This is a genomic window from Streptomyces sp. SCA2-17 (genome assembly GCF_044336695.1).
Genome location: NZ_CP117521.1, coordinates 4,026,371 through 4,050,633, shown reverse-complemented (window position 1 = coordinate 4,050,633; position 24,263 = coordinate 4,026,371). Strand labels below are relative to the sequence as shown.

The following is a 24,263-nucleotide window of genomic DNA, read 5'->3' as shown; positions in this document are numbered from 1 at the left end:
GTTCCCCTAGTGCGGCAGCTCGACCGAGCGGATGGTGCCCTGGTCGTAGACGATGTGGACGACGCCGCCGATGGGCAGGGCGGCGGGCGGCCGGACGGACTTGGCGATGTCGACGCCGTTCTTCTTGTCGTAGGCGGGCTCGGGGCGGTCGCCGGGGGCGCCCTCGACGGGGGTCGTTCGCCCCTGCCCGGCGTCGAGCGGGGCCTGGACCAGGGCGCTGTTCGTGGCGAACACCAGCCGGTCGCCGACGATCAGCGGCGGGGACGCCAGGGTCCGCGGGAACGGGGCGTCGGTCTTCGGGGCCGTGCGGGCCAGCTCGGGCGTGCGGCCCGTGCGGTCGGCCACGACGACGCGCGAGGCCTTGTCGTCCACGCCCACGACCACCTTGTCGTTCACCGCCGTGATGCGCAGGTCGCGCCGGGCGGTGGCGTCCGCCAGGGGTACGTCCTGGCCTGCGGCGAGGCTGCGGGCGTCGAGCTGGTGCAGCGTCAGGCTGCCGCCCGTGCCTCCGCCGTGCTCGCCGCACAGGACCGAGCCGCCCTGGAGCAGCAGCTCCGTGCAGCCGTTCGCCACGGGCTCGCTCTCCCCGCGCTCGGCGCCGGTCGCGGCGTCGTAGGCGCTCACGCCGCGTTCGGAGCGTGCGTAGACGATGCCGTCCCTGGCCGCGACCGGTGCGAAGTCCTGCTGGAAGGCGCGGGCGAGCTGCACGCTGGCGAGGCGCTTGCGCCACAGTTCGCGGCCGTCGGAGAGGTCGTAGGCGTACAGGTCGTAGCCCTGGCCGGAGACGTTGACGCCGACGAAGGCGCGGCCGTCCACAACGAGGGGCTCGCCTTTGAAGGCCCCTTCGCCTTCGGGGCTCTTCTCCCAGCGGACCTTGCCGCTGGCCGCGTCCCGGGCCTGGATCCGGCCCCCGGCCGCGACGACGGCCGTGCCGGCGCGGACGGCGGGCGGCAGGCCGCCGCCGGGAATCATGATCAGGCCGGTGGGGCTGATCATGGCTGTGGTCCCGGTCTCCTCCGGCCTCTTGACCGGGTCGTACCGCCACAGTTGCTTGCCGTCCTTGGTGCCGACGGCCTCGTAGGAGCCGTCCACGAGCCGGCAGACGAGGGCGGTGGCGTCGGCGGCGCAGCCGAGGGGGCCCTTGGAGAGGCGGCCGGACCACGCGTGCCAGCCGGCGGGGCGGGCGGCGGCGTCCGGGGCCGGGAGCGTGCCCGACCTGTCGGGGCCGCCCGCTTCGTCGACACCGTCCTGCCCGGCCGCCGGGGCCTTGCCGGACGCGGCGGCCTCCGGCTTCCCGTCGGCGTCGCCGCCGCCGGAGCGGGTGCCCTGCCAGACCCCGAAGACGACCGCGCCGGCGACGGCGAGCGCGGCGACCCCGGCGATCCCGAGCTTGACCACGCCCCGGGCGGGCCGGCCCGCCTTGGCCTGCGGGGCGCCCATGGTCGGCAGGTCATGCCCGAAACCGGGCCCGCGCCCGGCCACCGCGGCGACTGGCGGTGCCGTACGCGCCTCAGGCCGGTCCGGCACCGCCGGATACCCCACCGGGGGCTGATCACCGTCGCGGCGGGAAGAACTACCCGGCCCAGCCGAACCCGCCGCTCCCACCCCGCCGCCACGGCGCTCAACCCCCGCGGCGACGCCCGGCGGTGTCGTACGAACCTCAGCGCGGCCCGGCACCGCCGGATACCCCGCCGGGGGCTGATCACCGTCGCGGCGGAAGGAAGCGCCCGGCACCGCCGCGTCCCCCGCCAGAGGCTGATCGCCATCGCGGCGGGAAGAAGCGCCCGGCGCCGCCGCCCACCCCGCCAGGGGATGGCCCCCGTCGCGGCGGAAGGCGGGGGCCCCCGCCGCCGCGGCCGCCGCCGCGTCGTCGTGGGCGATCCGTTCCCGGACGGCCGCCGGCCAGGCGAAGTCGCCCTCCGTCGGGGGGCCGAGGCGGGCCGCCAGGGCTTCCGTGCCGGGGCGGGCCGCGGGGTCGGGGCGGAGGCAGTCGGCGAGGACGGCCCGGAGGGGGTCCGGGACGGACGACAGGTCGGCCTTCGCCTGGAGGACGCGGTGGAGGACCGCGGCGAGCGGCCCGTCGCCGAAGGGGTCCTCGCCGGTCGCGGCGTAGCAGAGCACGGAGGCGAGGCAGAAGACGTCGGAGGCGGCGACGACGTGCCGGCCGCCCCTGACGTGCTCGGGGGACATGAAGGCGGGGGTGCCGACCATGAGCCCGGTGCCGGTCAGGGTGGTGGCGTCGGGGGCGCGGGCGACGCCGAAGTCGATGAGCCGGGGCCCGTCGGCGGCCAGCAGGACGTTGCCGGGCTTGAGGTCGCGGTGGAGCGCGGGCGCGGCGTGGACGGCGTGGAGGGCCCGTACGAGGTGGGCGCCGAGGGCCTGGACGGTCGTGGCCGGGAGCGGACCGGCGAGGCGTACGGCTTCGGCGAGCGTGGGCCCGGGCACGTACTCGGTGGCCAGCCAGGGCGGGTCGGCGTCGGCGTCGCCGCCGGTCAGCCGGGCGACGTAGGGGCTGTCCACGGACCGGGCGACGGCGATCTCGCGCCGGAACCGGGCGCGGAAGCCTGGCTCCCCGGCGAGGTCGGCGCGGACGGTCTTGAGGGCGACCGTGCCCTCGGGGCCGCGCGCGAGGTGGACGTCGCCCATGCCGCCCGAGCCGAGCCGGGCGAGGAGCTCGTAGGGTCCGATCCGCCGCGGCGTCGTCTCCCGCAACGGTTCCAGCACGGCCACGCTCGCGTCCCCCCACAGCTCTGGTACCGAGGTACCGAAAAACCCCGGCCGCTCACCCTACACAGAGGGTGAGCGGCCGGGGCCTGCGGTTGACGGTTGGTCAGTTGTGGATGGGGTCGCGGTTGCCGTTGGGCTCGAGGCCCCCGCCGCCGGTGGGCGGGATGCTCGGCGGCTTGCTGCTCGGGGTGACCGGCGGGACCGGGGGCCGCGAGGACGGGGGCGGCGACGACGGACCGTGGGACGGGGACCGCGAGGAGGAGGACGACGGCGACTGCGAGGGCCGGGAGGCCGACGGCGACGGGCTGTGCGACGGCGGCGCGGAGGGGGTGGACGAGGCGGGCGGGCCCGGGATGGCCGGGACCGTCGTGCTCATGTTGGTGTCGAGGTCGAACTCCTCGGCGTCCGAGCCCTGGAGCGCGTCGGCGGTGTAGGCGGCCCAGATCCTGGCCGGGTACGTACCACCGTTGACGCGGCCGTTGCCGCCGGTGCCCTTGAGGGTGACCTGCTTGCCGCCCTCGCCCTCGCCGAACAGGCCGATGGCGGTGACCAGGTCGGGGGTGTAGCCGGTGAACCAGGCGGACTTGTTGTCGTCCGAGGTACCGGTCTTGCCCGCGACCTGGCGGCCGACGCTCTGCACGACGGAGGCCGTACCGTCGTCGACCACGCCCTTGAGGACGGTGGTGACGCCGTCGGCGGTGTTGCGCGAGACCGCGTCGCCGCCGATGGGGTTGTCGAGCGTCAGCTCCTTGCCGTTCTGGGAGGCCGACTTGATGATCGAGGGCGTGACCTTCTTGCCGTGGTGGGCGAGGGTCGCGTAGACGCCGGCCATGTGCAGCGGGCTGTTGCCCATGGAGCCGAGCGACATGGCGGGCTTCTCCACGAAGTCCTTGACCTTGCCGTTCATGCCCATGTCGACGGCGGTCTTCTTCACCTCGGGCAGGCCGACGTCGATGGCCATCTGCGCGAAGACGGAGTTGACCGAGTCGTTCATGGCCTTCTGCACGGGGATCATGCCGTGCGAGTAGCCGTCCTCGTTCTCCGGCGCGAAGTGCTCGTCGGTGCCGGTGACCGCGCGCTCGGAGGTCGAGTCGTAGAGGGTGCCCGCGTTGATGCGCACCTTGTTCTGGGTGGTCGACTTGTTCTCCAGCGCCGACGCGAAGATCAGCGGCTTGAAGGTCGAGGCGACCTGGTAGTCCTCGCGGGTGGCGTTGTTGGTCCAGTGCTGGAGGGCGTCGGTGCCGCCGTAGAGGGCGACGACCTTGCCGGTCTTCGGGTCGACGGACGCGGCGCCGACCTGGACGTTCTTGTCGACCGCGCGGGCCTTGGGGTCGAGGTCGTCGAGGAGCTTGTCCTTGACGGCCTTCTCCAGGGCCTTCTGCTTCTTGTTGTCGACGCTGAGGGTGATCGTCCAGCCGCCGGCGTCGAGGTCGCTCTCGGGGCGGCCGTCCTTGACCAGCTTCTTGCGCATCTCGGCCTTGGCGGCCTCGATCAGATAGCCGTTCTGACCGGTGAGGCCCTTGGCGGCCGGCGGCTTGCCGGGCTCCTTGAACTGCATCCCGGCGCGCTTGCCCTTGTCGAGCCACTTCTGCTCGACCATCTTGTCCAGGACGTAGTTCCAGCGGGCCTTGGCGTTCTCCTTGCCCGCCGGGGTGGCCACCGACCAGTCGTACTGGCTGGGGGCCTGGAGCAGCGCGGCGAGGTAGGCGCCCTCCTCCAGGGTGAGCTTGTCGACGTCCTTGTTGTAGTACGCGCGGGAGGCGGCCTGGATGCCGTAGGCGCCGCGGCCGTAGAAGCTGGTGTTCAGGTAGCCCGCGAGGATCTCGTCCTTGGACGTCTCCTTCTGCACCTTGAGGGAGATGACCAGTTCCTTCACCTTGCGGGTGACGGTCTGGCGCTGGTCCAGGTAGTAGTTCTTCACGTACTGCTGGGTGATGGTCGAACCACCCTGCTTGCCGCGGCCCATGACGGTGTTGAGGACGCCTCGGGCGGTGCCCAGGACGTCGACGCCGGGGTCGGTGTAGAAGTTCTTGTTCTCGGCGGCGACGACGGCGTGCTGGACGTCCACCGGGATCTTGGAGAGCGGGACTTCCTGCCGGTTCACGTCACCGCTGCGCGCGATGATCTTGCCGTCGGCGTCCTTGAAGATGTTGCTCTGCAGCTTGGCCTGGCTGTTGCCCTTGGGGATGTCCACGTAGAGGTAGAGCGCCACGCAGGCTCCCGCCCCGAGGGCGATGAGCGCCACGAAGTAGGCGAGCAGCTTCTTCCAGGTGAAGAAGCGGCGTATGCCGGTCTTCTTGGCTTTCTTGCCCTTTGCTGTGCGGGTGCTTTTCTGCGCCCGTCGCGCTTCCGCTCGGCCCATCTCTCCCGTAGCTCCAGTCTTTCCGCCCCCAACCCAGCTCATGAAGCTAACACCGCAACTGTCACCAAACGCCCATTGATCAAGGCTTTGGGGCACGTGACATACAGCACCCCGGCTGGCGGGAACCGGGCGCGGCTCAGCGCGGGAAACCGTACAGGGCTTCGATCATGAACCTTCACCAGCGGGCGTTCTGTACGCGGTCGGCCGGTGCGTACGGAGATCAGGACGGGCCGTCCCGTCGGCCACTCCGCCAGCGATAGGCGAAATCAAGCCAGCTACTCATGGCACGTATACATGCGGTGTATACACACGGTGTACAGTCCCGCTCATGTCCATCGGTCACACCCTGCTCGCGCTCCTGGAGTCCGGCCCGCGCCACGGCTACGACCTCAAGCGCGCCTTCGACGCCCGCTTCGGCCACGACCGGCCGCTCCACTACGGCCAGGTGTACGCGACCATGTCGCGCCTCCTGAAGAACGGCCTGGTGGAGGTGGACGGGATCGAGCACGGCGACGGTCCCGAACGCAAGCGCTACGCCATCACCGACGCCGGCATCACGGACGTGGGGCGCTGGCTCGCCGAGCCCGAGAAGCCCGAGCCGTATCTGCAGTCCGTCCTCTACACCAAGGTCGTCGTGGCCCTGCTGACCGGGCGCGACGCGGACTCCCTCCTGGACGCCCAGCGCGCCGAGCACCTGCGGCTGATGCGCGAGCTCACCCGGCGCAAGGTGAGCGGCGACCTCGCGGACCAGCTGATCTGCGACCACGCCCTCTTCCATCTGGAAGCGGACCTGCGGTGGCTGGAAATCACCGCTGCCCGCCTCGACCAGCTGGCCGCGGCGGTGCGCCCGTGACCGCCTCCTCCCCCGCGCCCCCGTCCGGCTCCCTGCTCGCCGCGTCCGGGCTGCACAAGGCGTACGGCCCGACGACCGCGCTGGCCGGCGCGGACTTCTCCGTCCACCCGGGCGAGGTCGTCGCCGTCATGGGCCCGTCGGGCTCCGGCAAGTCGACCCTGCTGCACTGCCTGGCCGGAATCGTTCGCCCCGACGCCGGCAGGGTCCGCTACGGGGCGCGCGACTTGTCCGCCCTCTCCGACGCCGAGCGCAGCGCTCTGCGGCGCACCGAATTCGGCTTCGTCTTCCAGTTCGGCCGGCTGGTGCCGGAGCTGACCTGCCTGGAGAACGTGGCGCTGCCGCTCCGGCTGAACGGCGTCCGGCGCAAGGAGGCCGAGGCGCGGGCGGTGCACCGGCTGGAGCAGCTGGAGGTCGCCGACGCCCGCGGCAAGCGGCCCGGGGAGATATCCGGCGGCCAGAGCCAGCGCGTCGCCGTGGCCCGCGCCCTCGTGACCACCCCGCGCGTGATCTTCGCGGACGAGCCGACCGGTGCCCTGGACTCCCTCAACGGCGAGCGCGTCATGCGGCTGCTGACCGCGGCCGCGCGCGACACCCGCGCCGCGGTCGTCCTGGTCACCCACGAGGCGCGCGTCGCCGCGTACTCGGACCGCGAGGTCGTCGTACGGGACGGGCGGGCGCGCGACATGGCGGGAGTGGGGATGTCGTGAACGCACACGAGAACGGGTCCGGGCACGAGGGCGCGCCTCCGCGCCCCGGCCACGGCCCCGCCGACCGGCCCACCGGGCCCACCGGCGCCGCGGCCTGGCTCCGCGACCTGCGCATGGGCGCGCGCTTCACGGTCGCCGGCGGCCGCGAGGGGCTGCTGCGCGCGGCGCTCACCGCGCTGGCGGTCGGCCTCGGCGTGGCCGTCCTGGCGATCGCGGCGTCCGTGCCGCACCTGCTGGACGAGCGCGAGCGGCGCACGACGGCCCGCCAGGTGAGCACGCCCCTGGAGTTCGAACAGGCGGGCCACGAGCTGCGGAAGAGCAGCAGCACCCTGGTGTACCGCGACGCGAGCACCGAGTTCCGCAACCACAAGGTCGGCGGCGCGCTGCTGCATCCCGAGGGCCCCGGCGCCCCACTGCCGCCCGGCGTGACGGCCCCGCCCCGGCCGGGCGAGATGGCCGTCTCCCCCGCCCTCGGCAGGCTCCTGGACTCCGACGCGGGGAAGCTCCTGCGCGAGCGGCTCCCCTACCGGACCGCGGGCACCATCGCGCCCGCGGGCCTCATCGGCCCCAGCGAACTCTTCTTCTACGCGGGCGACGACAAGCTCGCACCGGGCGACGGCGCCGTGCGCATCGACCGCTTCGGCGACGGGGAATCCGGCCCGCCCACGGACGGCGGGGTCGTCATCCTGGTCGTCCTCGGGTGCGTGATCCTCATGCTGCCGGCCGGCGTCTTCATCTCGGCCGCCGTCCGGTTCGGCGGCGAGGGCCGGGACCGGCGGCTGGCGGCCCTGCGGCTGGTCGGCGCCGACGGCGCCACGACCCGGCGGATCGCGGCGGGCGAGGCCCTGTGCGGAGCGCTGCTCGGCCTGCTCGTCGGCACCGGGATCTTCCTCTTCGCCCGCGGGTTCGCCCCGCACCTCACCATCCGCGACGTCACCCTCTTCGCGTCGGACGTCACCCCGTCTCCCGTCCAGGCCGCGCTGATCGCCGTCGCCGTGCCCGTACTGACCGTCGTGGTGACCCTGTCCGCGCTGCGCCGCGTCGCCATCGAGCCGCTCGGCGTCGTCCGCGGCGCGCCCGCCCGGCGGCGCAGGCTCTGGTGGCGGCTGCTGATCCCCGCCGCGGGCCTGGCGCTGCTGGTCCCGAGCACGGTGACGGCCGCCTGGAGCCCCTACTACGGGCCGGTGGAAACCGCCATGGTCGCCGCGGGCGCGGCGCTCCTGCTGATCGGCGTCGCCGCCGTCCTGCCGTGGCTGGTGGAGGCGTGCGTCGCCCGGCTCCGCGGCGGGCCGCTGCCCTGGCAGCTGGCGACGCGGCGGCTCCAGGCCGGCAGCGGGCCGGCCGCGCGGGCGGTCAGCGGCATCACCGTCGCGGTGGCGGGGGCGATCGCCGTCCAGATGATGCTGTCCGGCATGCAGAGCGGCAGCGACAGGCCCGGCGGCAGCGTCGCGAGCTGGTCCCAGCTGCAGGCCTCGTACCGCCCGGGCACGCCCGAGGAGATCAGCGCGTACACGAAGGCGTTCCGGGCGACACCCGGCGTGCAGGACGCCGTCGCGTTCGTGGAGCAGTACGCGACCGTCCCCGGCAAGGAGCACGACGTCACCACGGTGCACGTCGCCGACTGCGCCGTCCTGCGCACGCTGGCCAGGATCGGCTCCTGCCGCGACGGCGACGTCTTCGTGGCCGCGGAGAAGGACGGCGACGTCGACACCGCCCACCGCTTCCCGCCGGGCACCGCGCTGGAGATGGACGGCTTCGAGCGGTCGAAGGAGCGGGGAACCCCCGCCTACCGGTGGACGGTTCCGGCCTCCGCGCGGGTCGTGGAGACCCTCCCCGGGCCGACCGGCGACCACCAGCACGGCATCCTCGCCACCCCCTCGGCCATCGACGCGCGGGCGATCCCGGACGCCAGGACGACCGTGCTGGCCCGGGTGGACCCCGGCGACCGCGACGACGCCGTCGAGCGGTTCCGCAACACCGCCGCGGCCATCGACCCGGGCATGCGGGTGTGGCGCCTGGGCGGCGTGGTGAAGGAGAACCACCTGGCGGCCGTCGAGGAGGGACTGACGACCGGCGCCGTCTGCGTGCTCGCGTTGATCGCGCTGAGCATGCTCGTCGGCACGCTGGAGCAACTGCGCGAGCGCAGGCGCGCCTTGTCCGTGCTCGTCGCCTGCGGAACGAGCCGCGCGACGCTCGGCTGGTCGGTGCTGTGGCAGACCGCGGTCCCCGTAGTGCTGGGGATGGCGCTGGCCGTCGGGGCCGGGCTCGGCCTGGGGCGGCTGCTGCTCGCCCTGGTGCACGAGGGGGTACGGGACTGGTTCGCGTTCGTCCCCCTGGTCTGCGCGGGGGCGGGGATGATCGTCCTGGTCACCGTGGCGTGCCTGCCCGCGCTGTGGCGGCTGACACGGCCGGAGGGGCTGCGGACGGAGTAGCACTCGGAGGGCCGCCCGCGGCCCCCCGCCCGCTCAGGCCGCCGCGATCCGCACCGGCAGCTTCCGCAGCTCCTTGCGCAGCGCCGCCGCGAACTGCCCGAACTCCCCCTGCCGCGCGGCGCCCGTCCGCATCGCCAGGGCGATCCTGCGCGAGGGCACCGGATCCGCGAACGACCCGGTGGCGAGCTGGGCGTTGCGCTCGGTCTCGACGCGCAGGGCCGTGCGCGGCAGCAGGGTGACGCCCATGCCGCCGCCGACGAGCTGGACGAGCGTGGAGAGCCCGGCCGCGCTGGTCGTGCCCGGCGCGCCGGACGTGCGGCCGACTTCGCGGCAGATGTCCAGGGCCTGGTCGCGCAGGCAGTGGCCCTCGTCGAGGAGGAGCAGGTCGAGCTCGCGCAGCGCCTCGCGCGGGATGTCGCCCCGCCCGGCCAGCCAGTGGTCGCGGGGCATGACGAGCACGAAGTCCTCGTCGAAGAGGGGCAGTTCGGTGATGCCGGGCACACCGAGCGGGACGGCGAGCAGCAGCAGGTCGAGCCGGCCCTGGGTGAGCCCGTCGAGCAGCGAGGACGTCTGCTCCTCGTGGACCTGGAGGTCGAGGTCCGGGTAGGCGTCGTGGACCAGGCGCAGGACGGTCGGCAGGAGGTACGGCGCGACGGTCGGGATCACGCCCAGGCGCAGGACGCCGGTGAAGGGCGCGCGGGCCGCGTCGGCCTCCTCCATGAGCGCGGCGACGGCGTCGAGGACGGTGCGGGCGCGGGCGGCGAGCCGCTCCCCCGCGGGACTGAGCAGCACCTTTCTCGTCGTACGCTCGACGAGCTGGACGTCGAGGACCTCCTCCAGGGCGGAGACGGCCCCGGAGAGCGCGGGCTGGCTCATCCCGAGGGCCGTGGCGGCGTCGCGGAAGTGCAGGTGTTCGGCGACGGCGGCGAAGGCCCGGAGCTGGGCGAGGCTGGGCTGGCGGGGACGGCCGCCCCCAGGGCTCATGGCAGCAGCGACTGCCGGTGCGGATGACATTTGATAAGCACCTCCGATCAACATCACCCAGTCTAGCTATTTCCGTTATCAATGCTCCCTGTGGCAGGGTGGCTCATGTCCAACCCCGAAGGAAACTCCTGTCACGGAGCTTCCTGCTCGCTGCAAGGAGAGCGCGTGCTCACTGTTGGTGACAAGTTCCCCGAGTTCGACCTGACCGCTTGTGTGGACCTCGACGCGGACAAGGCTTTCGCGCAGATCGACAACAAGACCCACGAGGGCAAGTGGAAGGTCGTCTTCTTCTGGCCCAAGGACTTCACCTTCGTCTGCCCGACCGAGATCGCCGCGTTCGGCCAGCTGAACGACGAGTTCGCCGACCGTGACGCCCAGATCCTCGGCGTCTCCGGCGACTCCGAGTTCGTCCACCACGCCTGGCGCAAGGACCACAAGGACCTGCGCGACCTGCCCTTCCCGATGCTGGCCGACGCCAAGCACGAGCTCATGCAGGCCTGCGGCGTCGAGGGCGAGGACGGCTACGCCCAGCGCGCCGTCTTCATCGTGGACCCGAACAACGAGATCCAGTTCGTCATGGTGACCGCCGGTTCCGTCGGCCGTAACCCCAAGGAGGTCCTCCGGGTCCTCGACGCCCTGCAGACGGACGAGCTGTGCCCCTGCAACTGGTCCAAGGGCGAGGAGACGCTCGACGCGGTCAAGCTCCTCTCCGGCGAGTGAGCTGATCTCCCATGGCGCTCGATGAGCTGAAGTCCGCCATACCGGACTACGCCAAGGACCTGAAGCTGAACCTCGGCTCGGTCATCGGCAACTCCGACCTCCCGCAGCAGCAGCTGTGGGGCACCGTCCTCTCCTGCGCGATCGCGACCCGCTCGCCGATCGTGCTGCGCGAGCTGGAGCCGGTGGCCAAGGCCAACCTGTCGCCCGAGGCGTACACGGCCGCCAAGGCCGCCGCCGCCATCATGGCGATGAACAACGTCTACTACCGCACCCGGCACCTGCTGTCGGACCCGGAGTACGGCAACCTGCGCGCGGGCCTGCGGATGAACGTCATCGGCAACCCGGGCGTGGACAAGGTCGACTTCGAGCTGTGGTCGCTGGCCGTCTCGGCCATCAACGGCTGCGGCCTGTGCCTCGACTCGCACGAGCAGGTCCTCCGCAAGGCGGGCGTCTCGCGCGAGACGATCCAGGAGGCGTTCAAGATCGCCGCGGTCCTGCAGGCCGCCGGCGCCACCCTGGACGCCGAGCAGGTCCTGGCGGACAACGCCTGACCCGCACCTCGCACGTGAGTGGGCCCCGGACGTCACCGACGTCCGGGGCCCACTCGTCTGTGCTCAGCCGGCCGGCTCCGCCGGGGGCGGCGGCCCGTCCGGCGGCGCCGCGGCCAGGGCCTTGTCCCTGGTGTACGCGCGGAGATATCCGACGACCGTATTGGTGACGGCGACCAGCGGGACGGCGACCACCGCGCCGCCGATGCCCGCCACCAGCGAGCCCGCGACCACCGACAGGACCACCGCGAGCGGGTGGACGCGCACGGCACGGCCGAGGATGAACGGCTGGAGGATGTGGCCCTCGATCTGCTGCACCGCGAGCACCACGATCAGCACCATCAGGGCCGTGAACACGTCCTTCGTCACCAGCGCCACCACCACCGCGAGCGCGCCGGAGACCACGGCGCCGACCAGCGGCACGAAGGCGAACAGGAAGATGAAGACGGCCAGCGGCACCGCGAGCGGCACCTTGAGGAAGAACAGGCCGATGCCGATGAAGATCGCGTCGATCAGGGCCACTATCACCGTGCCGCGCACGTAGGCCGTCAGCGTCGCCCACGCCCGCGGGCCCGCGCCCGCCACGCCCTCGCGCGCCGCCGCCGGGAACAGCTTCAGCAGCCATCCCCAGATCCGCGGCCCGTCGTAGAGCAGGAAGAGCGTGCTGAACATCGCCAGCAGGATGCCGGTCAGCACCTCCAAGATCACCTGGACGCCCTCTATGCCGGCGGAGGTGATGTCCTTGGTGTTGGCGCCGATGGCCGTGCTGAGGTTGTCGGCGATGTTGTTGATCTGCGTCTCGGTGACGTGGAACGGGCTGGTCAGCAGCCAGTGCTTCAGGTCCTTGATGCCCTGCTGCACCTGCCCGGACAGGTCGTCGAGGTTGTCCGTCACCTGCCACACCACGAACCAGCCGACCAGGCCCATGACGACGAAGCCGGAGATGAAGGTCATGGCCGTGGCGAGCCCCCGCGGCACGCCACGTCTCTTCAGCCAGGCGACCGTGGGCTGGAGCAGCGCGGTGATCAGCAGGCCGACGACGAAGGACAGCACCACCAGGCGGACGGCGCTGATCACCCGCATCAGCACCCAGAGGGTGCCGGCCAGGATCAGCAGCCGCCAGCCGACCTCGGCCGCGACCCGCACGCCCCAGGGGACGGCGGCGACGGGGTCGGGACGGGCGGGGACGGCGGGGGCGTAGCCGGGAGGCGGCGGTACGTGGTCGCCTGCGGCGGGCGTGGCGCCGAGGACATGGCTGCCGGCGGATGCCGCACCGGCGGCCTGCGGCTCGCCCGGCCGGCCGGGCATGCCGACGCCGGGGCTGCCGGCGTGACCGGGACGATCGGCACCACCGGGGCTGCCCGCGCCGCCGGAGGGGCCTGCACCCTCGGACGGGCCCGCGCTGCCGGAACGTATCGGCAAGGAGGTTCGTACGGGATCGGCGGCTCCGAGCGGCTCGGGGGCACCGCCGGCACCGGCGGCGGCGCCTTCCGGCACACCCTCCGCCTCGGCCGAGCGCTCCTCGAGCCGCCGGGCGAGGCGGGTCAGACCCGCCCCCACACCGCCGACCCATCGTGGCAATCTGGACATTTCTCTTCCTCTACCCCCACTCCCCCGTGGCCAGGGTGAACGTTACCCGTGCCGCGTCGCCGGGAAGGACGGGGAAAGACGGGACGAGCCCCCGGTCTGGTGAAGACCGGGGGCTCGCTGATGCGGGAGGTGACCGGCGTTACGGCCGGGCGCCGCGCCCTAGTACCACTGGTTGGCCTGCCAGAACGACCAGGCGCCGCAGGGGCTGCCGTAGCGCTCGTTCATGTAGCCGAGGCCCCACTTGATCTGGGTGGCGGGGTTGGTCCGCCAGTCGGCGCCGGCCGAGGCCATCTTGGTGCCGGGCAGCGCCTGGACGAGACCGTACGCGCCGGAGGAGGCGTTGGTCGCGGTGTAGTCCCAGGTGCTCTCGTTGTTCACGATGTTGCTGAAGCACTGGAACTGATCGCCGGGGACCATGGAGCGGGCCATCGCCTGGACCTCGGCGGTGGAGTAGGAGCTCTTGGCGGGGAAGGACGACGCGTCGCGCGTCGCGGAGCGGCTGCCGACCTGCTCCTTCTCCTCCTTCTCGCGCTCCTTGGCCTTCTCCTCGGCCTCCTTCTTCTTGGCCGCTTCGTCCGCGGCTTCCTTCTTCGCGGAGGCGTCCTCGGCGGCCTGCTTGCGCGCGGCCTCCTCGGCGTCCTTCTTGGCCGCGGTCGAGGCGGCCTCGGACTGCGTGTCCGCCTGCTGGGTCAGGGAAGCGGCCTGTGCCCGGACGTTCTGTCCTGCGGGGATGTCCGCGAGGAGCGTCGTGTCCGCTGCGGTCGCCTCGACCCGGTCGGTCGTGCCCTGGTCATGGCCTGCAGCGACACCTACGACGGCGCCGACGGTGGTGACCGCGGTGGCGGATGCCACGGCGAATCCCCGGACCGAAATCCGGCTCACACGTTTTCCTTCCAGCATCGCCCGCACGGGTGACCTCGCGAGCGCGATCGTGCCCCTGGCGCTGGCCTCCGTAACGGTCACGGGAGGCACGGGCCCGTGGGGCCTCCCGCGAGGGAGGTCCGCGTGACGCTCGGGCGGCATACGGCGGCGCTGTTCAGTTCTACGAGCTGGCTATGCACTACCCCCGGAGGGGCTTCAAGTGCCGTATGCGGGGCCTGACAGGAGGCAGACTCTGCCGGAACGGGAGGCCCGGAGGCAATTCCGGGTTACGTGGGAAAGGTCACACCTCGTTTATGCCCGGGCATTTACGGAAAGCCCGGCGCACGGCAGTGGCGCGCGGCTAAGCTCCTTGGCTTTGCCGCGCGCCACCGCCGGCGTCGGACCCGTCAGATCCGTCAGACCCCTCAGATCCTGCCGTCCTCCAGCATTTCGGTCACCAGCGCCGCGATCGGTGAACGCTCCGAACGCGTGAGCGTGACGTGCGAGAAGAGCGGGTGTCCCTTCAGCTTCTCGACGACGGCGACCACGCCGTCGTAGCGCCCCACGCGGAGGTTGTCGCGCTGGGCCACGTCATGGGTGAGCACCACCCGCGAGTTGGCGCCGATCCGGGACAGAACGGTCAGCAGGACGTTCCGTTCGAGCGACTGCGCCTCGTCCACGATCACGAAGGCGTCGTGGAGGGAGCGGCCGCGGATGTGGGTGAGCGGCAGCACCTCCAGCATGCCGCGCTCGACGACCTCGGTGATGACCTCGGAGCTCGTCACCGCGGAGAGGGTGTCGAAGACGGCCTGGGCCCACGGGCTCATCTTCTCGGCCTCGCTGCCCGGCAGGTAGCCCAACTCCTGCCCGCCGACCGCGTACAGCGGCCGGAAGACCATCACCTTGCGGTGCTGCCGGCGCTCCAGGACGGACTCCAGGCCCGCACACAGCGCCAGCGCGGACTTGCCCGTGCCGGCCCGGCCGCCCATCGACACGATCCCGATGTCGGGGTCGAGCAGCAGGTCGAGCGCGACGCGCTGCTCGGCGCTGCGGCCGTGGATGCCGAACGCCTCGCGGTCGCCGCGCACCAGCCGCACCGAGCCGTCGGCGGCGACCCGGCCGAGGGCCTTGCCGCGCTCGGACTGGAGCACGAGGCCGGTGTGCACGGGCAGTTCCGCCGCCTGCTCGATGCGGGCGACCTCGGCGGCGAAGAGCTCGTCGACCTGCTCGGCGGTGACGGTGAGCTCCGCCATGCCGGTCCACCCGGAGTCGGTGATGGCCAGCTCCGCGCGGTACTCCTCCGCGAGCAGGCCGACCGCCGAGGCCTTGATCCGCAGCGGCAGGTCCTTGGAGACGACCGTGACGTCGTACCCCTCGGCCTGGAGGTTGCGGGCGACCGCGAGGATGCGCGAGTCGTTGTCACCGAGGCGGAAGCCGGCGGGCAGTATGCCCGTATCCGAGTGGTTGAGCTCGACCCTGAGCGTCCCGCCCAGATCACCGATCGGAATCGGGGAATCCAGTCGGCCGAATTGCACCCGGTACGTGTCCAGCAGACGCAGCGCCTGCCGCGCGAAGTAACCGAGCTCCGGATGGTGCCTCTTGGCCTCCAACTCCGTGACCACCACCACGGGAAGCACGACCTCGTGCTCCTCGAAGCGGGACATGGCGCCTGGGTCGGCCAGCAGGACGCTGGTGTCGAGGACGTAGGTGCGCCGGTCGTTCTCACGGCGCTTCTTGCTGGTCACCACGGGTGGACGAACCCCCTCGGGGAGGTCGGGGCGCGACGGCGTCGCCGGGGACTGGGCCGGGGAGCAAGCCCTTCGAGGGCCGGACCGCAGCCCTCCGCGGGCGGAGCCGCGCGGCCGCACAGAGCCGCTCGGTCCGCACGGTCGTCGTCCGTGTGCAAAGGGCCTCCCGGGCGGGCGGCCCCATGCCGCCCGCTGGCAGAGCGACGGTCTTAGGACAGACCGCCGGCCTGGAGGGGATATTCCCGCTGGACCGCTTGACCATGCAACGGCATATGCGGTGACGTGGTGAGCCGCCGCTCCGTCAGGAGCCGTACCTGAGCCGTCAGGAGCCGTACCGCCGGTGCCTGGCCGCGTAATCGCGCAATGCGCGCAGGAAGTCGACCTTCCGGAAAGCGGGCCAGAAGACCTCGCAGAAGTAATACTCCGAGTGCGCGCTCTGCCAGAGCATGAAACCCGACAGCCGCTGTTCACCGCTGGTGCGGATGATGAGGTCCGGGTCGGGCTGGCCGCGTGTGTACAGGTGCTTGGTGATGTGCTCGACATCGACCATTTCGGCCAGTTCCTCGAACGACGTCCCGTTCTCGGCCGCTTCGAGCACCAGCGACCGCACCGCGTCCGCGATCTCCTGCCGGCCGCCGTAGCCGACGGCCACGTTGACCAGTATGCCGCGGGTGCCGATCGTGTCCTGCTCGGCCTCCTTCAGCACCTGCTGGGTGCGGGCCGGCAGCAGGTCCATCGTGCCCACGTGGTGGACGCGCCAGCGGCCGTCCGCGGCCAGGCCGCGCACCGTGTTCTCGATGATGCCGAGCAGCGGGTTGAGCTCCACGGCCGGGCGGTCGAGGTTGTCGGTGGAGAGCATCCAGAGGGTGACGACCTCGACGTCGGTCTCGGCGCACCAGCCCAGCAGCTCGGAGATCTTGTCGGCGCCCGCCTGGTGTCCCTGCTCGGTGGTGCGGCCGTCGGCGCGCGCCCAGCGGCGGTTGCCGTCGAGGATGACGCCGATGTGCTTGGGCACCTGCGCATGGTCGAGGCGGCCTTCCACCCGGCGTGCGTAGAGCCTGTACACCAGGTCGCGCAACTTCACGTTTCCAGCCCCTCCAAGCCACGGCGGTCGCCCCGAGGGCGCCACATTACTGCCCGCGTGTCACGGGAACCCAACTCGGTCTGTCACAAGACCGTGATAGTCAGATGCACATGACCGATTCCACACATTCCGCTCACTATCGAGCGGCCGATAACCGCTACGACACGATGGAGTACCGGCGCACGGGCCGCAGCGGCCTGAAGCTGCCGGCCGTCTCCCTGGGACTGTGGCACAACTTCGGTGACGACCGCAGCCTGGAGTCGCAGCGCGCCATTCTGCGCCGCGCCTTCGACCTCGGGGTCACGCACTTCGACCTGGCCAACAACTACGGGCCGCCGCCCGGCTCCGCCGAGCTGAACTTCGGCAAGATCTTCGCACAGGACTTCAGCGCCTACCGCGACGAGATCCTGGTCTCGACCAAGGCCGGCTATCTGATGCACCCCGGGCCGTACGGCGAGTGGGGCTCGCGGAAATACCTGCTGTCGTCGCTGGACGCGTCGCTGCGCCGGACGGGTCTCGACTACGTCGACATCTTCTATTCGCACCGGTTCGACCCGGAGACGCCGCTGGAGGAGACGATGGGCGCGCTCGCGTCCGCCGTCCAGCAGGGCAAGGCGCTCTACGCGGGCGTGTCCTCCTACAACGCCGAGCAGACCGCCGAGGCGGCCCGGCTGCTGCGCGGCATGGGCGTGCCGGCCCTCATCCACCAGCCGTCGTACTCGATGATCAACCGCTGGACCGAGGACGACGCGCTCCTGGACACCCTGGAGGCGGAGGGCATGGGCTGCATCGCCTTCGCGCCGCTCGCGCAGGGCCTGCTGACCGACAAGTACCTGCACGGCATCCCGGAGGGCTCGCGCGCCTCGCAGGGCAAGTCCCTGGACCCGGGACTGCTGACCGAGGACGTGGTGGGCCGGCTGCGGGGCCTGAACGCGATCGCCGGGCGGCGCGGGCAGTCGCTCGCACAGCTGGCCCTGAGCTGGGTGCTGCGCGACCCGCGGATGACCTCGGCGCTGATCGGCGCGTCGAGCGTGGCCCAGCTGGAGGCGAACGTGGCCGCGCTGGGGGCGCCGAAGCTGACCGAGGAGGAGCTGGCGGAGATCGACGCCCTCGCGGTAAGCACCGAGGGCGTCAACATCTGGGCCCGCCGGGGCTGACCCCGGGCCTGAGGGGCCCGGGTCGCACGGATCGTCACCCAGGGTGATGAAGGGGAAAGAAAACGGGCCGGTCCGTGGGGGGGATACGGACCGGCCCGAGGGGGGGTTTCCACCTTAACCGGTCTGAGGCGGTGCTCGTTGCACCGGCGAGGGTGACGACCCGCGTGATGCTGACACTGGGTGACTTTTTGATCATGAACGGGCGGGCCGGGGCGGGTGCGCCCGGAGGCCCCGGGGGCCCGCCAGTACTGGGCCTACGGCGTAGAACCGGCCATTCCGCGATCGGCTCCGGCGGGCGCTTGGGCACACTTCGATAACGTCCGGAAAAATCACGGCCGACTTGACGCGGCGATGGGCCCGGGCGCGTCGGAGGGCCGTCCGGGGGACGCGGGGAGCCGTTCGGGGGAGGGTGCGGGTGCGGCTTCTGCGGCTGCGCCGCGACCAGCCGGGGTGGCGGCCGTCTTCCGGCGGGCGAGGTCGGGGACGAGGGTGACGAGCCCGACGACGGCCAGGGCGGCGCCGAGCCACAGCGGGGCGCGCAGGCCGAAGCCGTCGACGGCCAGGCCGCCGACCGAGGAGCCGATGACGATGCCGAGGGTGATGCACGAGGAGTGGATCGTGTTGACCAGCGGCCCGGCGTTGCCGGCGCGCTGGACGCGGGTGACCATCGCGGGGTTCATGGTGACGCCGACCAGCCCCATGCCCACCGTGAACGCCACCGCCGGGACGGGCAGGTGCGCGGTGAGGGCGAAGCCGGCGAGGAAGAGGGCGTTGAGCGCGAGGCCCCACAGCAGGACCGGGACGGCGTGGCGGTCGGCGAGGCGGCCCACGACCCAGTTGCCGGCGACGGTGGCGGCTCCGTAGGCGATGAGCAGCACGGGGACGGCGCCCGCGGAGAATCCGGTGAGCCCGGTGAGGACCGGGTTGAGGTAGCTGAACGCGGAGAACGTCGCCCCGATGACGAACGTGCTGGTCGAGAGCGTGAGCCAGAGCTTGCGGCGCTTGAAGACGGCCAGCTCCCGGCGGAGGCCCCCACCCTCGGCGGCGCGCTCGACGGCGGGGATGCCGGCGGCGGTGCAGAGCGCGGCGAGGGCGGCGAGGCCGGAGATGGCCCAGAAGGCGGCGCGCCAGCCGAAGTGCTCGCCGACGAGCGTGGACAGCGGGAGGCCCAGCAGCGTGCCGAGCATGAGGCCGTTCAGGGCGACGGCGACGGCGCGGCCGCGCAGCTCGGGACGGGTGAGCTGGGCGCAGAGGGAGAGGGAGACGCCGAAGAACGCCTGTGAGGCGACGCCCGTGACGATCCGCGCCGCCAGCATGGCGCCGTAGGTGGTGGCGGTCGCGGCCAGGAGGTTGCCGGCGAGGAAGACGGCGAACAGCACCAACAGCGCGGTCTTCGGCCGCAGCCGCATCACGGCGACGGTCAGGAAGGGGCCGCCGAACGCCATGGCGAGCGCGAAGGCGGTGATGAGGTAGCCGATCTCCGGAATGGTGGCGCCGAGCCCGTCGGCCATCTGCGGCATCAGTCCGGCAACGACGAATTCGCTGGTCACCATGGCGAAGATGCCGAGGGCGAGGAGATGGACGGCGCGGGGCATGGCGGGGGTGCTCCTTGGTTGCTGGGAGAGTTGCGGAGAGAAATTTTGGATTGACCAGTACAAAACTGAGGCATGCGGGTGCCCGGCAGGACGAAGGCCGGGGGACGAAAGGAAAGCGGTCAGACGGCGCCGAGGGTGGTGCGGACGATGCCCTCCAGCGCATCCCGCCCGACACCGGCCCGCGCGGAGACGCGCAGGCCGCCGATGGCCGCGATGACGAAGTGCGCGAGCGCGCCGGGGTCCTTGGCCCGGTCGATGTCGCCGTCCCGCTGCCCGGACTCGATGGCGGCCTTCAGCAGTTCGAACCGCCGCTGATAATCGCGCTCCAGCACCCGGGCCACCTCGGCGTCCCTGGCCGCGAGCTCGATACAGGAGTTGACGACAAGACAGCCGCGGCCGTCCTCCGCGTAGAGCTCTTCTTCCTCGACGATGACACCGAGGAGCGTCCGGAGCTTGTCGCGGACGGGGAGCTCGCTGCCCAGGATGACCTCGGCGTTCTCGGTCTTGCACTCCATATAGCGGAGCAGGGCGCGCCGGAAGAGGTCGTGCTTGCTCTTGAAGGCGTTGTAGATGCTGCTCCGGCCCAGCCCTGTGGCCTCGCACAGGTCCTGGGTGGAGGTCGCCTCGTACCCGGCGGTCCAGAACGCTTCAAGCGCGGCGTCGACCGCCCGCTCCTCGTCGAACTTCCTCGGTCGGGCCATGATCCGACAGTAGCAGTTTTGGATCGGGCGATCCAATAGTCATGGATCCGTCACCTGCGAGCGGAGGCCGTCGAGGGTCTGCCGAATCGTGCGGATCATGAGCCGGGGACGGTAGAAGACGTCGTCCCGGGTGAAGCGGAGGATGCGGCGGACTCCGGGGCAGCCGGCGAGTTCGTTGAAGCGCATGGCGTCGTTCTGGTGGGCGGCCCTGGTGCCGTGCCAGGTGAACCCTTCGATTTCGATGCCGAGGCCCTCCTCGCGGAAGAGGAAATCCAGCCGCGCCCTACGCCCCCGGGCCGTCGTCACCTCGGCCTGCGATTCCGGGTGCAGCCCCGCCCGCCCCATCTCCAGGCGGGCCATGGACTCCGCCGGAGAACCGCTGGCCGGGTCCGCGAGCGCGAGCGCCCGGCGTGCCGCACGGGTGCCCGGCCGGCGCGGCGCCTCCGCCAGGGCCCGCGCGGCCTCCTCCCGGCATACCAGCCCCTGGGCAAGCACGGAATCGGCGACGATGACCGCCTCGTCCTCCGGCAGCACCCGCAGCAGATCGCACAGCGTCCGCACGGCCGTGGTGACCCGGACGCCCGACACGACCGTGACGTCGCCCTCGGGGAGCGGGACCCGGTGGACGACGGCCCCCGCCCCGCCCCTCCGGCCGGTGGAGGACGTGAACTCGGGCCCGGCGGGCCTCATCAGGGCGAATCCGTGGGCGGCGGCGGCCGCGCCATGACTCGCGACCAGCTCCGGGCGCTGCCGCTGCAGCGCCCGCACCTTCAGCCCGAGACCGGCCTTCCGGCCGGGCTCCGCCCACGCTCCGGCGTGCAGCCGGGACCAGCCCGCGCGACGGAGCGAGCGAGCCGCCCCACCGCGGGACAACCCCATGGCCACGGCCTGGGACGTCAGAACGAATCCGCCTTGCGCAACGGCCAGTTCGCGCAGGCGCGGGTGCGCTGCCTTCATCCACCAAGAACAGCGCATCTCCAGCCGCACGGCGACCCCTGTGGACAACGCGGAGCGAGTGCCGTGGCCACAAGTGATACAACGTCGAACACAAGGCGACGGAAGGACACGGGACATGGGCCGCTGGCAGGACGGTCGGGCGATGCTGCGCATCGCCGACAGCGCGACCGGAGCAGCGGTGCCGTCGGCTCCGGCGGCGATCCCGCTGGAGATCGCCTCCTCATACCGGGCGCGCACGCGCGGACTCCTCGGGCGCGACGGCATCGACGGCGCCCTCCTGCTGACGCCCGCCGGCAGCGTCCACACCTTCCGCATGCGGTTCGCCATCGACGTCGCCTATCTGGACCGCAGCCTCCGGGTGCTGGCGGTCCGCACCATGAAGCCCGGCCGGCTCGGCGCGCCCCGCCTCCGCTCCCGGCACGTGCTGGAAGCGGAAGCGGGCGCCATGGAGGCGTGGGGGCTGCGGCCGGGCGTCCGGGTCACCGTGGAGAGCTGATCCCGCCCGGCCGGGCGCGGCGCCCGCCGTGGTGACGCCTCCCGGTCCCCGGACGGGCCGCCGGACGGCGGCCGTTCCGGTGGGCGATCAGCCACCATCCGCCGAGCCAGCAGAGCAGCGCGCTCCCAGTGGAAACGCCCACGTAGCCGCCGATCCGCAACGCCTCCCGCCGCGCGCTGCCGTCGTCCGCGACGGCCTGCGGATCCGCCGTGACGCCGAACCCCGCGGCCGCGGCGTCCCCGTCGTAAGCCGGGGCGGCCTTCGGTGATCCCTCCACCGACACCCGCAGGGTCACCGGCACGGGGTGGCTGACGACCTCACCCACCTTGGGGTGCAGGCCGACCTGAAGGTAGTACCAGCCCGCGACGCGCATCGCGTTCGCCGGATCCGTACGGCCCCGGGAGCGGTTGTCGTACGCGACCGGAGCGGTGCTCAGGGAAATCGTCTCGGACGCGCCCCGGTAGTCCTCGAACACCTCTCCCGCGAAGCCCCGGGCCGGGTTGTTGAGCCCGAGCCGCACTCCTCCCGGCGCGTGGAAGCCGGGCGGCGCGAACGCCTTGGGGACCTCCGCCACGACGGAGAGGCGCTGCCCCCAGGACACGGGGATCCGGTAGAACCGGGTCTGGCCGGGCAGCGCGTCGTCCCTCCAGGCGCCCGTGGTCACGGGCGGGGCGTCGTTGAAGCCGGTGCCGCCGGCGACCCGCTTGACCGCCTTGTCCGACGAGGAGGCCGCCACGGAGCGCCAGGTGCCGGGGCCCGGGGCGGTGACCGTGCCGCCGGGCTTGAGGCCGGGCTCCGTCATGTACTTCAGCTCGGTCGGATAGACGGCTCCGGCGGTGCCGGCCGCCGCGGTCCGCTCCACGACGACGCGGTACCGGCCCGCGTACCGGCACGTGCTCGCGGCCGGGTCCGGGCCGGCGTCCGGCCGGAGCCTGCGCACCGCGTAGTCGGCCAGCGGATGGCCGCTGTCATCCTCCCGGAACCTGGCCTCGCCCGCACCGCACTCGTGCCCGTCCTCCTGCTGGAGGAGCACGCGGATTCCGTCGTCGTGCTTGACGGTGGTTCCGGGGGCGGGGGCCGCGACCGCCGAGACGTAGACGTCCGACTTCGCGTCGAGCTCCACCGCGTAGAACTTCTTCTCGCCGGGGCCGATCGTGTCCGTGTACGTCCCCGGCCGCAGTAAGGGACCGCCCGTGACGGACGCCGAGCCGGTGACCTCCTTGGCCCGGGCCGACGTTCTGTAGGCCGACAGGTCGTCGGCCTCGGCGGCGAAGGCCGCCTCTCCCTGCCCGAGCGGAAGCACGCAGAGCGCCGCCGCCGTGGCGAGGGCGGTCCTGTGCCCGCGCCGGTACCGCATCACGCGCCTCCCCGGCATAGCGAATTCGGTCCGGCCCCATCCTGCACGTGCGGGTGTCAACTGCGCAGGCGTTCCAGCCGCTCACGCCCCCTTCGTCAGCCGGAAACGCTCGCCGCACCCAGGAACAGCCCGAGCAGGGCGCCGGCGAGCATGAACGGGCCGAACGGCACGGCCGACTTCCTCCCGGCGCGGCGCAGCACCATCAGGCCGATGCCGTAGGCGGAACCCAGCACCAGTCCCAGGAAGAAGCCGGCGAACAGCACCGTCCACCCGTACCAGCCCAGGGCGGCGCCCACGAGGAGCGCCAGCTTCACGTCCCCGAAGCCCATGCCGCGGGGATGGATCAGGAAGAGGACGAAGTACACGCCGGCCAGGGCGAGCGCCCCGCCGGCGGCTCCGGCCCAGGAGCCGCCGCTGCCGTCGACCAGCGAGGCCGCACCGAGCAGGACGACGGCGGCGCCCGCCAGGGGGAGGGTCAGCACGTCCGGCAGGCGGTGCACGGTCGCGTCCACCACGGCCAGGACGGTCGCGAACGGCGTGAGCAGGAGCCAGACCGCCAGTTCGGGCCGCGGCCCGACGACGGCGGCGAGGGCGGCGCACACCAGCGTGCAGAGCAGGGGCGCCGCCACGGCGGCCGCCCCGTAGCCGGAGCAGCGCCCGGAGGCGTCCGGCGCCGTGGTCGCCGCGGTGCAGCGCGCCCGCCCGAGCCAGCCCCGTGCCCATCCCGTGAGGGGGTGGCCGGCCGGGCAGGCCGTGCGCCACGGCTCCTCGGGCTCCACGGCCAGCCGGTAGGCGGCACGGGGAACGAGGAGCCCGCTGAGGGCGCCGAAGGCGGTGGCGAGGAGGATGAGCGGCAGATGCACGTCACGACCCTACGGGCGGGCGGGCGCGCAGGCATGGGCCCAGGGGCCCAAGGGGCGGGGACACGGCCCGGCCGCGGTTCACAGGACCCCGGTGACGAGCCCCGCCACGACGACCAGAACGACGGTCACCAGTCCCAACACCGTGCCCAGGAACGCCGGTACGGCCACGGCGCCCCAGTTCTCGCGGTCGGCCACGGTCGCGGTCTTCACGGGGGCCCGGGGGTCGTAGGACACCCGCACGGGCGATCCGACGGTGAAGCCGCGGAACGCCCGCGCGTGGTCTTCGAAGCGCACTTCGCGGCCGTCCGCGTCCTCGAAGGCGAAGACGTAGTGCTTGGTGTCCGTGTCGCTGTCCGTGCTCCGGTGCCTGCGGATGCCGACGCAGCGGCCGGTCGCGCGCTCGCCGTGCCGGAGCACGCGCAGGACGGTGAAGAGACGCCGGAGGTAGTGGACGGAGAACACTCCGAAGAGCGCCGCCGCGAAGAGGGGCAGCAGGCCGTCGCCGGCACGGGCGGGCATCG

Annotated in this window: 20 protein-coding genes; 7 read left to right on the top strand and 13 right to left on the bottom strand. The window is 72.5% G+C overall.

Annotation, left to right across the window (positions count from 1 at the left end; all coding sequences use genetic code 11):
• Nucleotides 1-6: 6 nt before the first annotated feature.
• Both PS271_RS18345 and PS271_RS18340 read right to left on the bottom strand, forming a co-directional pair.
• Entirely contained in the window at nucleotides 7-2,730 is a 2,724-nt protein-coding gene (locus PS271_RS18345; protein ID WP_398383026.1) for a protein kinase domain-containing protein, read from the bottom strand.
• 100 nt (nucleotides 2,731-2,830) lie between these two features.
• Nucleotides 2,831-5,089, bottom strand: coding sequence for a transglycosylase domain-containing protein (locus tag PS271_RS18340; protein WP_398383024.1), 2,259 nt, complete (start codon nucleotides 5,087-5,089; stop codon nucleotides 2,831-2,833).
• A 328-nt stretch (nucleotides 5,090-5,417) separates the two neighbouring features.
• Between PS271_RS18340 and PS271_RS18335 the strand changes: the two genes are divergently transcribed.
• The 3 genes from PS271_RS18335 to PS271_RS18325 all read left to right on the top strand — a co-directional run bounded on the left by PS271_RS18335 (nucleotide 5,418) and on the right by PS271_RS18325 (nucleotide 9,081).
• A complete protein-coding gene (locus tag PS271_RS18335; protein WP_120753503.1) occupies nucleotides 5,418-5,942 on the top strand; it encodes a PadR family transcriptional regulator in 525 nt (174 codons plus the stop codon).
• On the top strand, nucleotides 5,939-6,649 hold the full coding sequence (locus PS271_RS18330) for an ABC transporter ATP-binding protein (protein ID WP_398383022.1): 711 nt from the start codon (nucleotides 5,939-5,941) through the stop codon (nucleotides 6,647-6,649). Before PS271_RS18335 ends, PS271_RS18330 begins: the two co-directional genes overlap by 4 nt.
• A 113-nt stretch (nucleotides 6,650-6,762) precedes the next feature.
• Nucleotides 6,763-9,081 carry an ABC transporter permease gene (locus PS271_RS18325; protein WP_398386923.1) on the top strand — a complete coding sequence of 773 codons (2,319 nt, stop codon included), beginning with the start codon at nucleotides 6,763-6,765 and terminating at the stop codon, nucleotides 9,079-9,081.
• A 33-nt stretch (nucleotides 9,082-9,114) separates the two neighbouring features.
• Here the strand turns inward: PS271_RS18325 and PS271_RS18320 are convergent, their stop codons facing one another.
• Complete coding sequence (locus PS271_RS18320; RefSeq protein WP_398383021.1) at nucleotides 9,115-10,065, bottom strand: hydrogen peroxide-inducible genes activator; 951 nt, start codon at nucleotides 10,063-10,065, stop codon at nucleotides 9,115-9,117.
• Nucleotides 10,066-10,230: 165 nt separating this feature from the next.
• Between PS271_RS18320 and PS271_RS18315 the strand changes: the two genes are divergently transcribed.
• Together PS271_RS18315 and PS271_RS18310 are read left to right on the top strand one after the other, a co-directional pair.
• Nucleotides 10,231-10,785 carry a peroxiredoxin gene (locus PS271_RS18315; protein WP_120753500.1) on the top strand — a complete coding sequence of 185 codons (555 nt, stop codon included), beginning with the start codon at nucleotides 10,231-10,233 and terminating at the stop codon, nucleotides 10,783-10,785.
• 11 nt (nucleotides 10,786-10,796) lie between these two features.
• Entirely contained in the window at nucleotides 10,797-11,336 is a 540-nt protein-coding gene (locus PS271_RS18310; RefSeq protein WP_120753499.1) for an alkyl hydroperoxide reductase, read from the top strand.
• A gap of 63 nt (nucleotides 11,337-11,399) precedes the next feature.
• Here the strand turns inward: PS271_RS18310 and PS271_RS18305 are convergent, their stop codons facing one another.
• From PS271_RS18305 to PS271_RS18290, 4 genes are all read right to left on the bottom strand, one after another.
• Nucleotides 11,400-12,923: an AI-2E family transporter gene (locus PS271_RS18305; RefSeq protein WP_398383019.1), complete on the bottom strand. Its 1,524-nt coding sequence runs from the start codon at nucleotides 12,921-12,923 to the stop codon at nucleotides 11,400-11,402.
• Nucleotides 12,924-13,082: 159 nt separating this feature from the next.
• The gene (locus tag PS271_RS18300; protein WP_398383017.1) at nucleotides 13,083-13,805 is read right to left on the bottom strand and encodes an aggregation-promoting factor C-terminal-like domain-containing protein; all 723 of its coding nucleotides are present in this window, start codon (nucleotides 13,803-13,805) and stop codon (nucleotides 13,083-13,085) included.
• 404 nt (nucleotides 13,806-14,209) lie between these two features.
• Nucleotides 14,210-15,532, bottom strand: a complete 1,323-nt coding sequence (gene phoH2 / locus PS271_RS18295; protein WP_398383015.1) for an RNA 5'-3' helicase PhoH2 — start codon at nucleotides 15,530-15,532, stop codon at nucleotides 14,210-14,212.
• A gap of 322 nt (nucleotides 15,533-15,854) precedes the next feature.
• Nucleotides 15,855-16,616 (bottom strand): isoprenyl transferase, encoded by a 762-nt coding sequence (locus tag PS271_RS18290; protein WP_398383014.1) that lies wholly within the window; start codon nucleotides 16,614-16,616, stop codon nucleotides 15,855-15,857.
• Between the two features lie 110 nt (nucleotides 16,617-16,726).
• Here PS271_RS18290 and mgrA point away from each other — a divergent pair, with 110 nt between their 5' ends.
• The gene (gene mgrA, locus PS271_RS18285; protein WP_398383012.1) at nucleotides 16,727-17,773 is read left to right on the top strand and encodes an L-glyceraldehyde 3-phosphate reductase; all 1,047 of its coding nucleotides are present in this window, start codon (nucleotides 16,727-16,729) and stop codon (nucleotides 17,771-17,773) included.
• 329 nt (nucleotides 17,774-18,102) lie between these two features.
• On the opposite strand, the gene PS271_RS18280 is transcribed toward mgrA, so the two are convergent.
• The 3 genes from PS271_RS18280 to PS271_RS18270 form a co-directional block, all read right to left on the bottom strand.
• Nucleotides 18,103-19,368 (bottom strand): MFS transporter, encoded by a 1,266-nt coding sequence (locus PS271_RS18280; protein ID WP_398383011.1) that lies wholly within the window; start codon nucleotides 19,366-19,368, stop codon nucleotides 18,103-18,105.
• A 119-nt stretch (nucleotides 19,369-19,487) separates the two neighbouring features.
• The gene (locus PS271_RS18275) at nucleotides 19,488-20,069 is read right to left on the bottom strand and encodes a TetR/AcrR family transcriptional regulator (protein WP_398383010.1); all 582 of its coding nucleotides are present in this window, start codon (nucleotides 20,067-20,069) and stop codon (nucleotides 19,488-19,490) included.
• Between the two features lie 39 nt (nucleotides 20,070-20,108).
• Nucleotides 20,109-21,026, bottom strand: a complete 918-nt coding sequence (locus tag PS271_RS18270; RefSeq protein WP_398383009.1) for an endonuclease domain-containing protein — start codon at nucleotides 21,024-21,026, stop codon at nucleotides 20,109-20,111.
• A gap of 115 nt (nucleotides 21,027-21,141) precedes the next feature.
• Between PS271_RS18270 and PS271_RS18265 the strand changes: the two genes are divergently transcribed.
• A complete protein-coding gene (locus tag PS271_RS18265) occupies nucleotides 21,142-21,522 on the top strand; it encodes a DUF192 domain-containing protein (RefSeq protein WP_398383008.1) in 381 nt (126 codons plus the stop codon).
• Here the strand turns inward: PS271_RS18265 and PS271_RS18260 are convergent.
• The 3 genes from PS271_RS18260 to PS271_RS18250 all read right to left on the bottom strand — a co-directional run bounded on the left by PS271_RS18260 (nucleotide 21,506) and on the right by PS271_RS18250 (nucleotide 24,261).
• On the bottom strand, nucleotides 21,506-22,879 hold the full coding sequence (locus PS271_RS18260; RefSeq protein WP_398383007.1) for a hypothetical protein: 1,374 nt from the start codon (nucleotides 22,877-22,879) through the stop codon (nucleotides 21,506-21,508). The two genes, PS271_RS18265 and PS271_RS18260, sit on opposite strands and share 17 nt — an antisense overlap.
• Before the next feature lie 95 nt (nucleotides 22,880-22,974).
• Nucleotides 22,975-23,742: a prepilin peptidase gene (locus PS271_RS18255; RefSeq protein WP_398383005.1), complete on the bottom strand. Its 768-nt coding sequence runs from the start codon at nucleotides 23,740-23,742 to the stop codon at nucleotides 22,975-22,977.
• A 78-nt stretch (nucleotides 23,743-23,820) separates the two neighbouring features.
• Nucleotides 23,821-24,261 carry a DUF3592 domain-containing protein gene (locus PS271_RS18250; RefSeq protein ID WP_398383004.1) on the bottom strand — a complete coding sequence of 147 codons (441 nt, stop codon included), beginning with the start codon at nucleotides 24,259-24,261 and terminating at the stop codon, nucleotides 23,821-23,823.
• Between the last annotated feature and the right edge of the window lie 2 nt (nucleotides 24,262-24,263).

What these genes read in the sequence shown, in the direction of transcription:
- PS271_RS18270 (WP_398383009.1), bottom strand. Translation starts at nt 21,026, where the DNA reads ATGAAGGCAGCGCACCCGCGCCTGCGCGAACTGGCCGTTGCGCAAGGC.
- mgrA (WP_398383012.1), top strand. Translation starts at nt 16,727, where the DNA reads ATGACCGATTCCACACATTCCGCTCACTATCGAGCGGCCGATAACCGC.
- PS271_RS18320 (WP_398383021.1), bottom strand. Translation starts at nt 10,065, where the DNA reads ATGAGCCCTGGGGGCGGCCGTCCCCGCCAGCCCAGCCTCGCCCAGCTC.
- PS271_RS18325 (WP_398386923.1), top strand. Translation starts at nt 6,763, where the DNA reads ATGGGCGCGCGCTTCACGGTCGCCGGCGGCCGCGAGGGGCTGCTGCGC.
- PS271_RS18280 (WP_398383011.1), bottom strand. Translation starts at nt 19,368, where the DNA reads ATGCCCCGCGCCGTCCATCTCCTCGCCCTCGGCATCTTCGCCATGGTG.
- PS271_RS18310 (WP_120753499.1), top strand. Translation starts at nt 10,797, where the DNA reads ATGGCGCTCGATGAGCTGAAGTCCGCCATACCGGACTACGCCAAGGAC.
- PS271_RS18275 (WP_398383010.1), bottom strand. Translation starts at nt 20,069, where the DNA reads ATGGCCCGACCGAGGAAGTTCGACGAGGAGCGGGCGGTCGACGCCGCG.
- PS271_RS18305 (WP_398383019.1), bottom strand. Translation starts at nt 12,923, where the DNA reads ATGTCCAGATTGCCACGATGGGTCGGCGGTGTGGGGGCGGGTCTGACC.
- PS271_RS18340 (WP_398383024.1), bottom strand. Translation starts at nt 5,089, where the DNA reads ATGGGCCGAGCGGAAGCGCGACGGGCGCAGAAAAGCACCCGCACAGCA.
- PS271_RS18265 (WP_398383008.1), top strand. Translation starts at nt 21,142, where the DNA reads ATGGGCCGCTGGCAGGACGGTCGGGCGATGCTGCGCATCGCCGACAGC.
- PS271_RS18250 (WP_398383004.1), bottom strand. Translation starts at nt 24,261, where the DNA reads ATGCCCGCCCGTGCCGGCGACGGCCTGCTGCCCCTCTTCGCGGCGGCG.
- PS271_RS18260 (WP_398383007.1), bottom strand. Translation starts at nt 22,879, where the DNA reads ATGCGGTACCGGCGCGGGCACAGGACCGCCCTCGCCACGGCGGCGGCG.
- PS271_RS18335 (WP_120753503.1), top strand. Translation starts at nt 5,418, where the DNA reads ATGTCCATCGGTCACACCCTGCTCGCGCTCCTGGAGTCCGGCCCGCGC.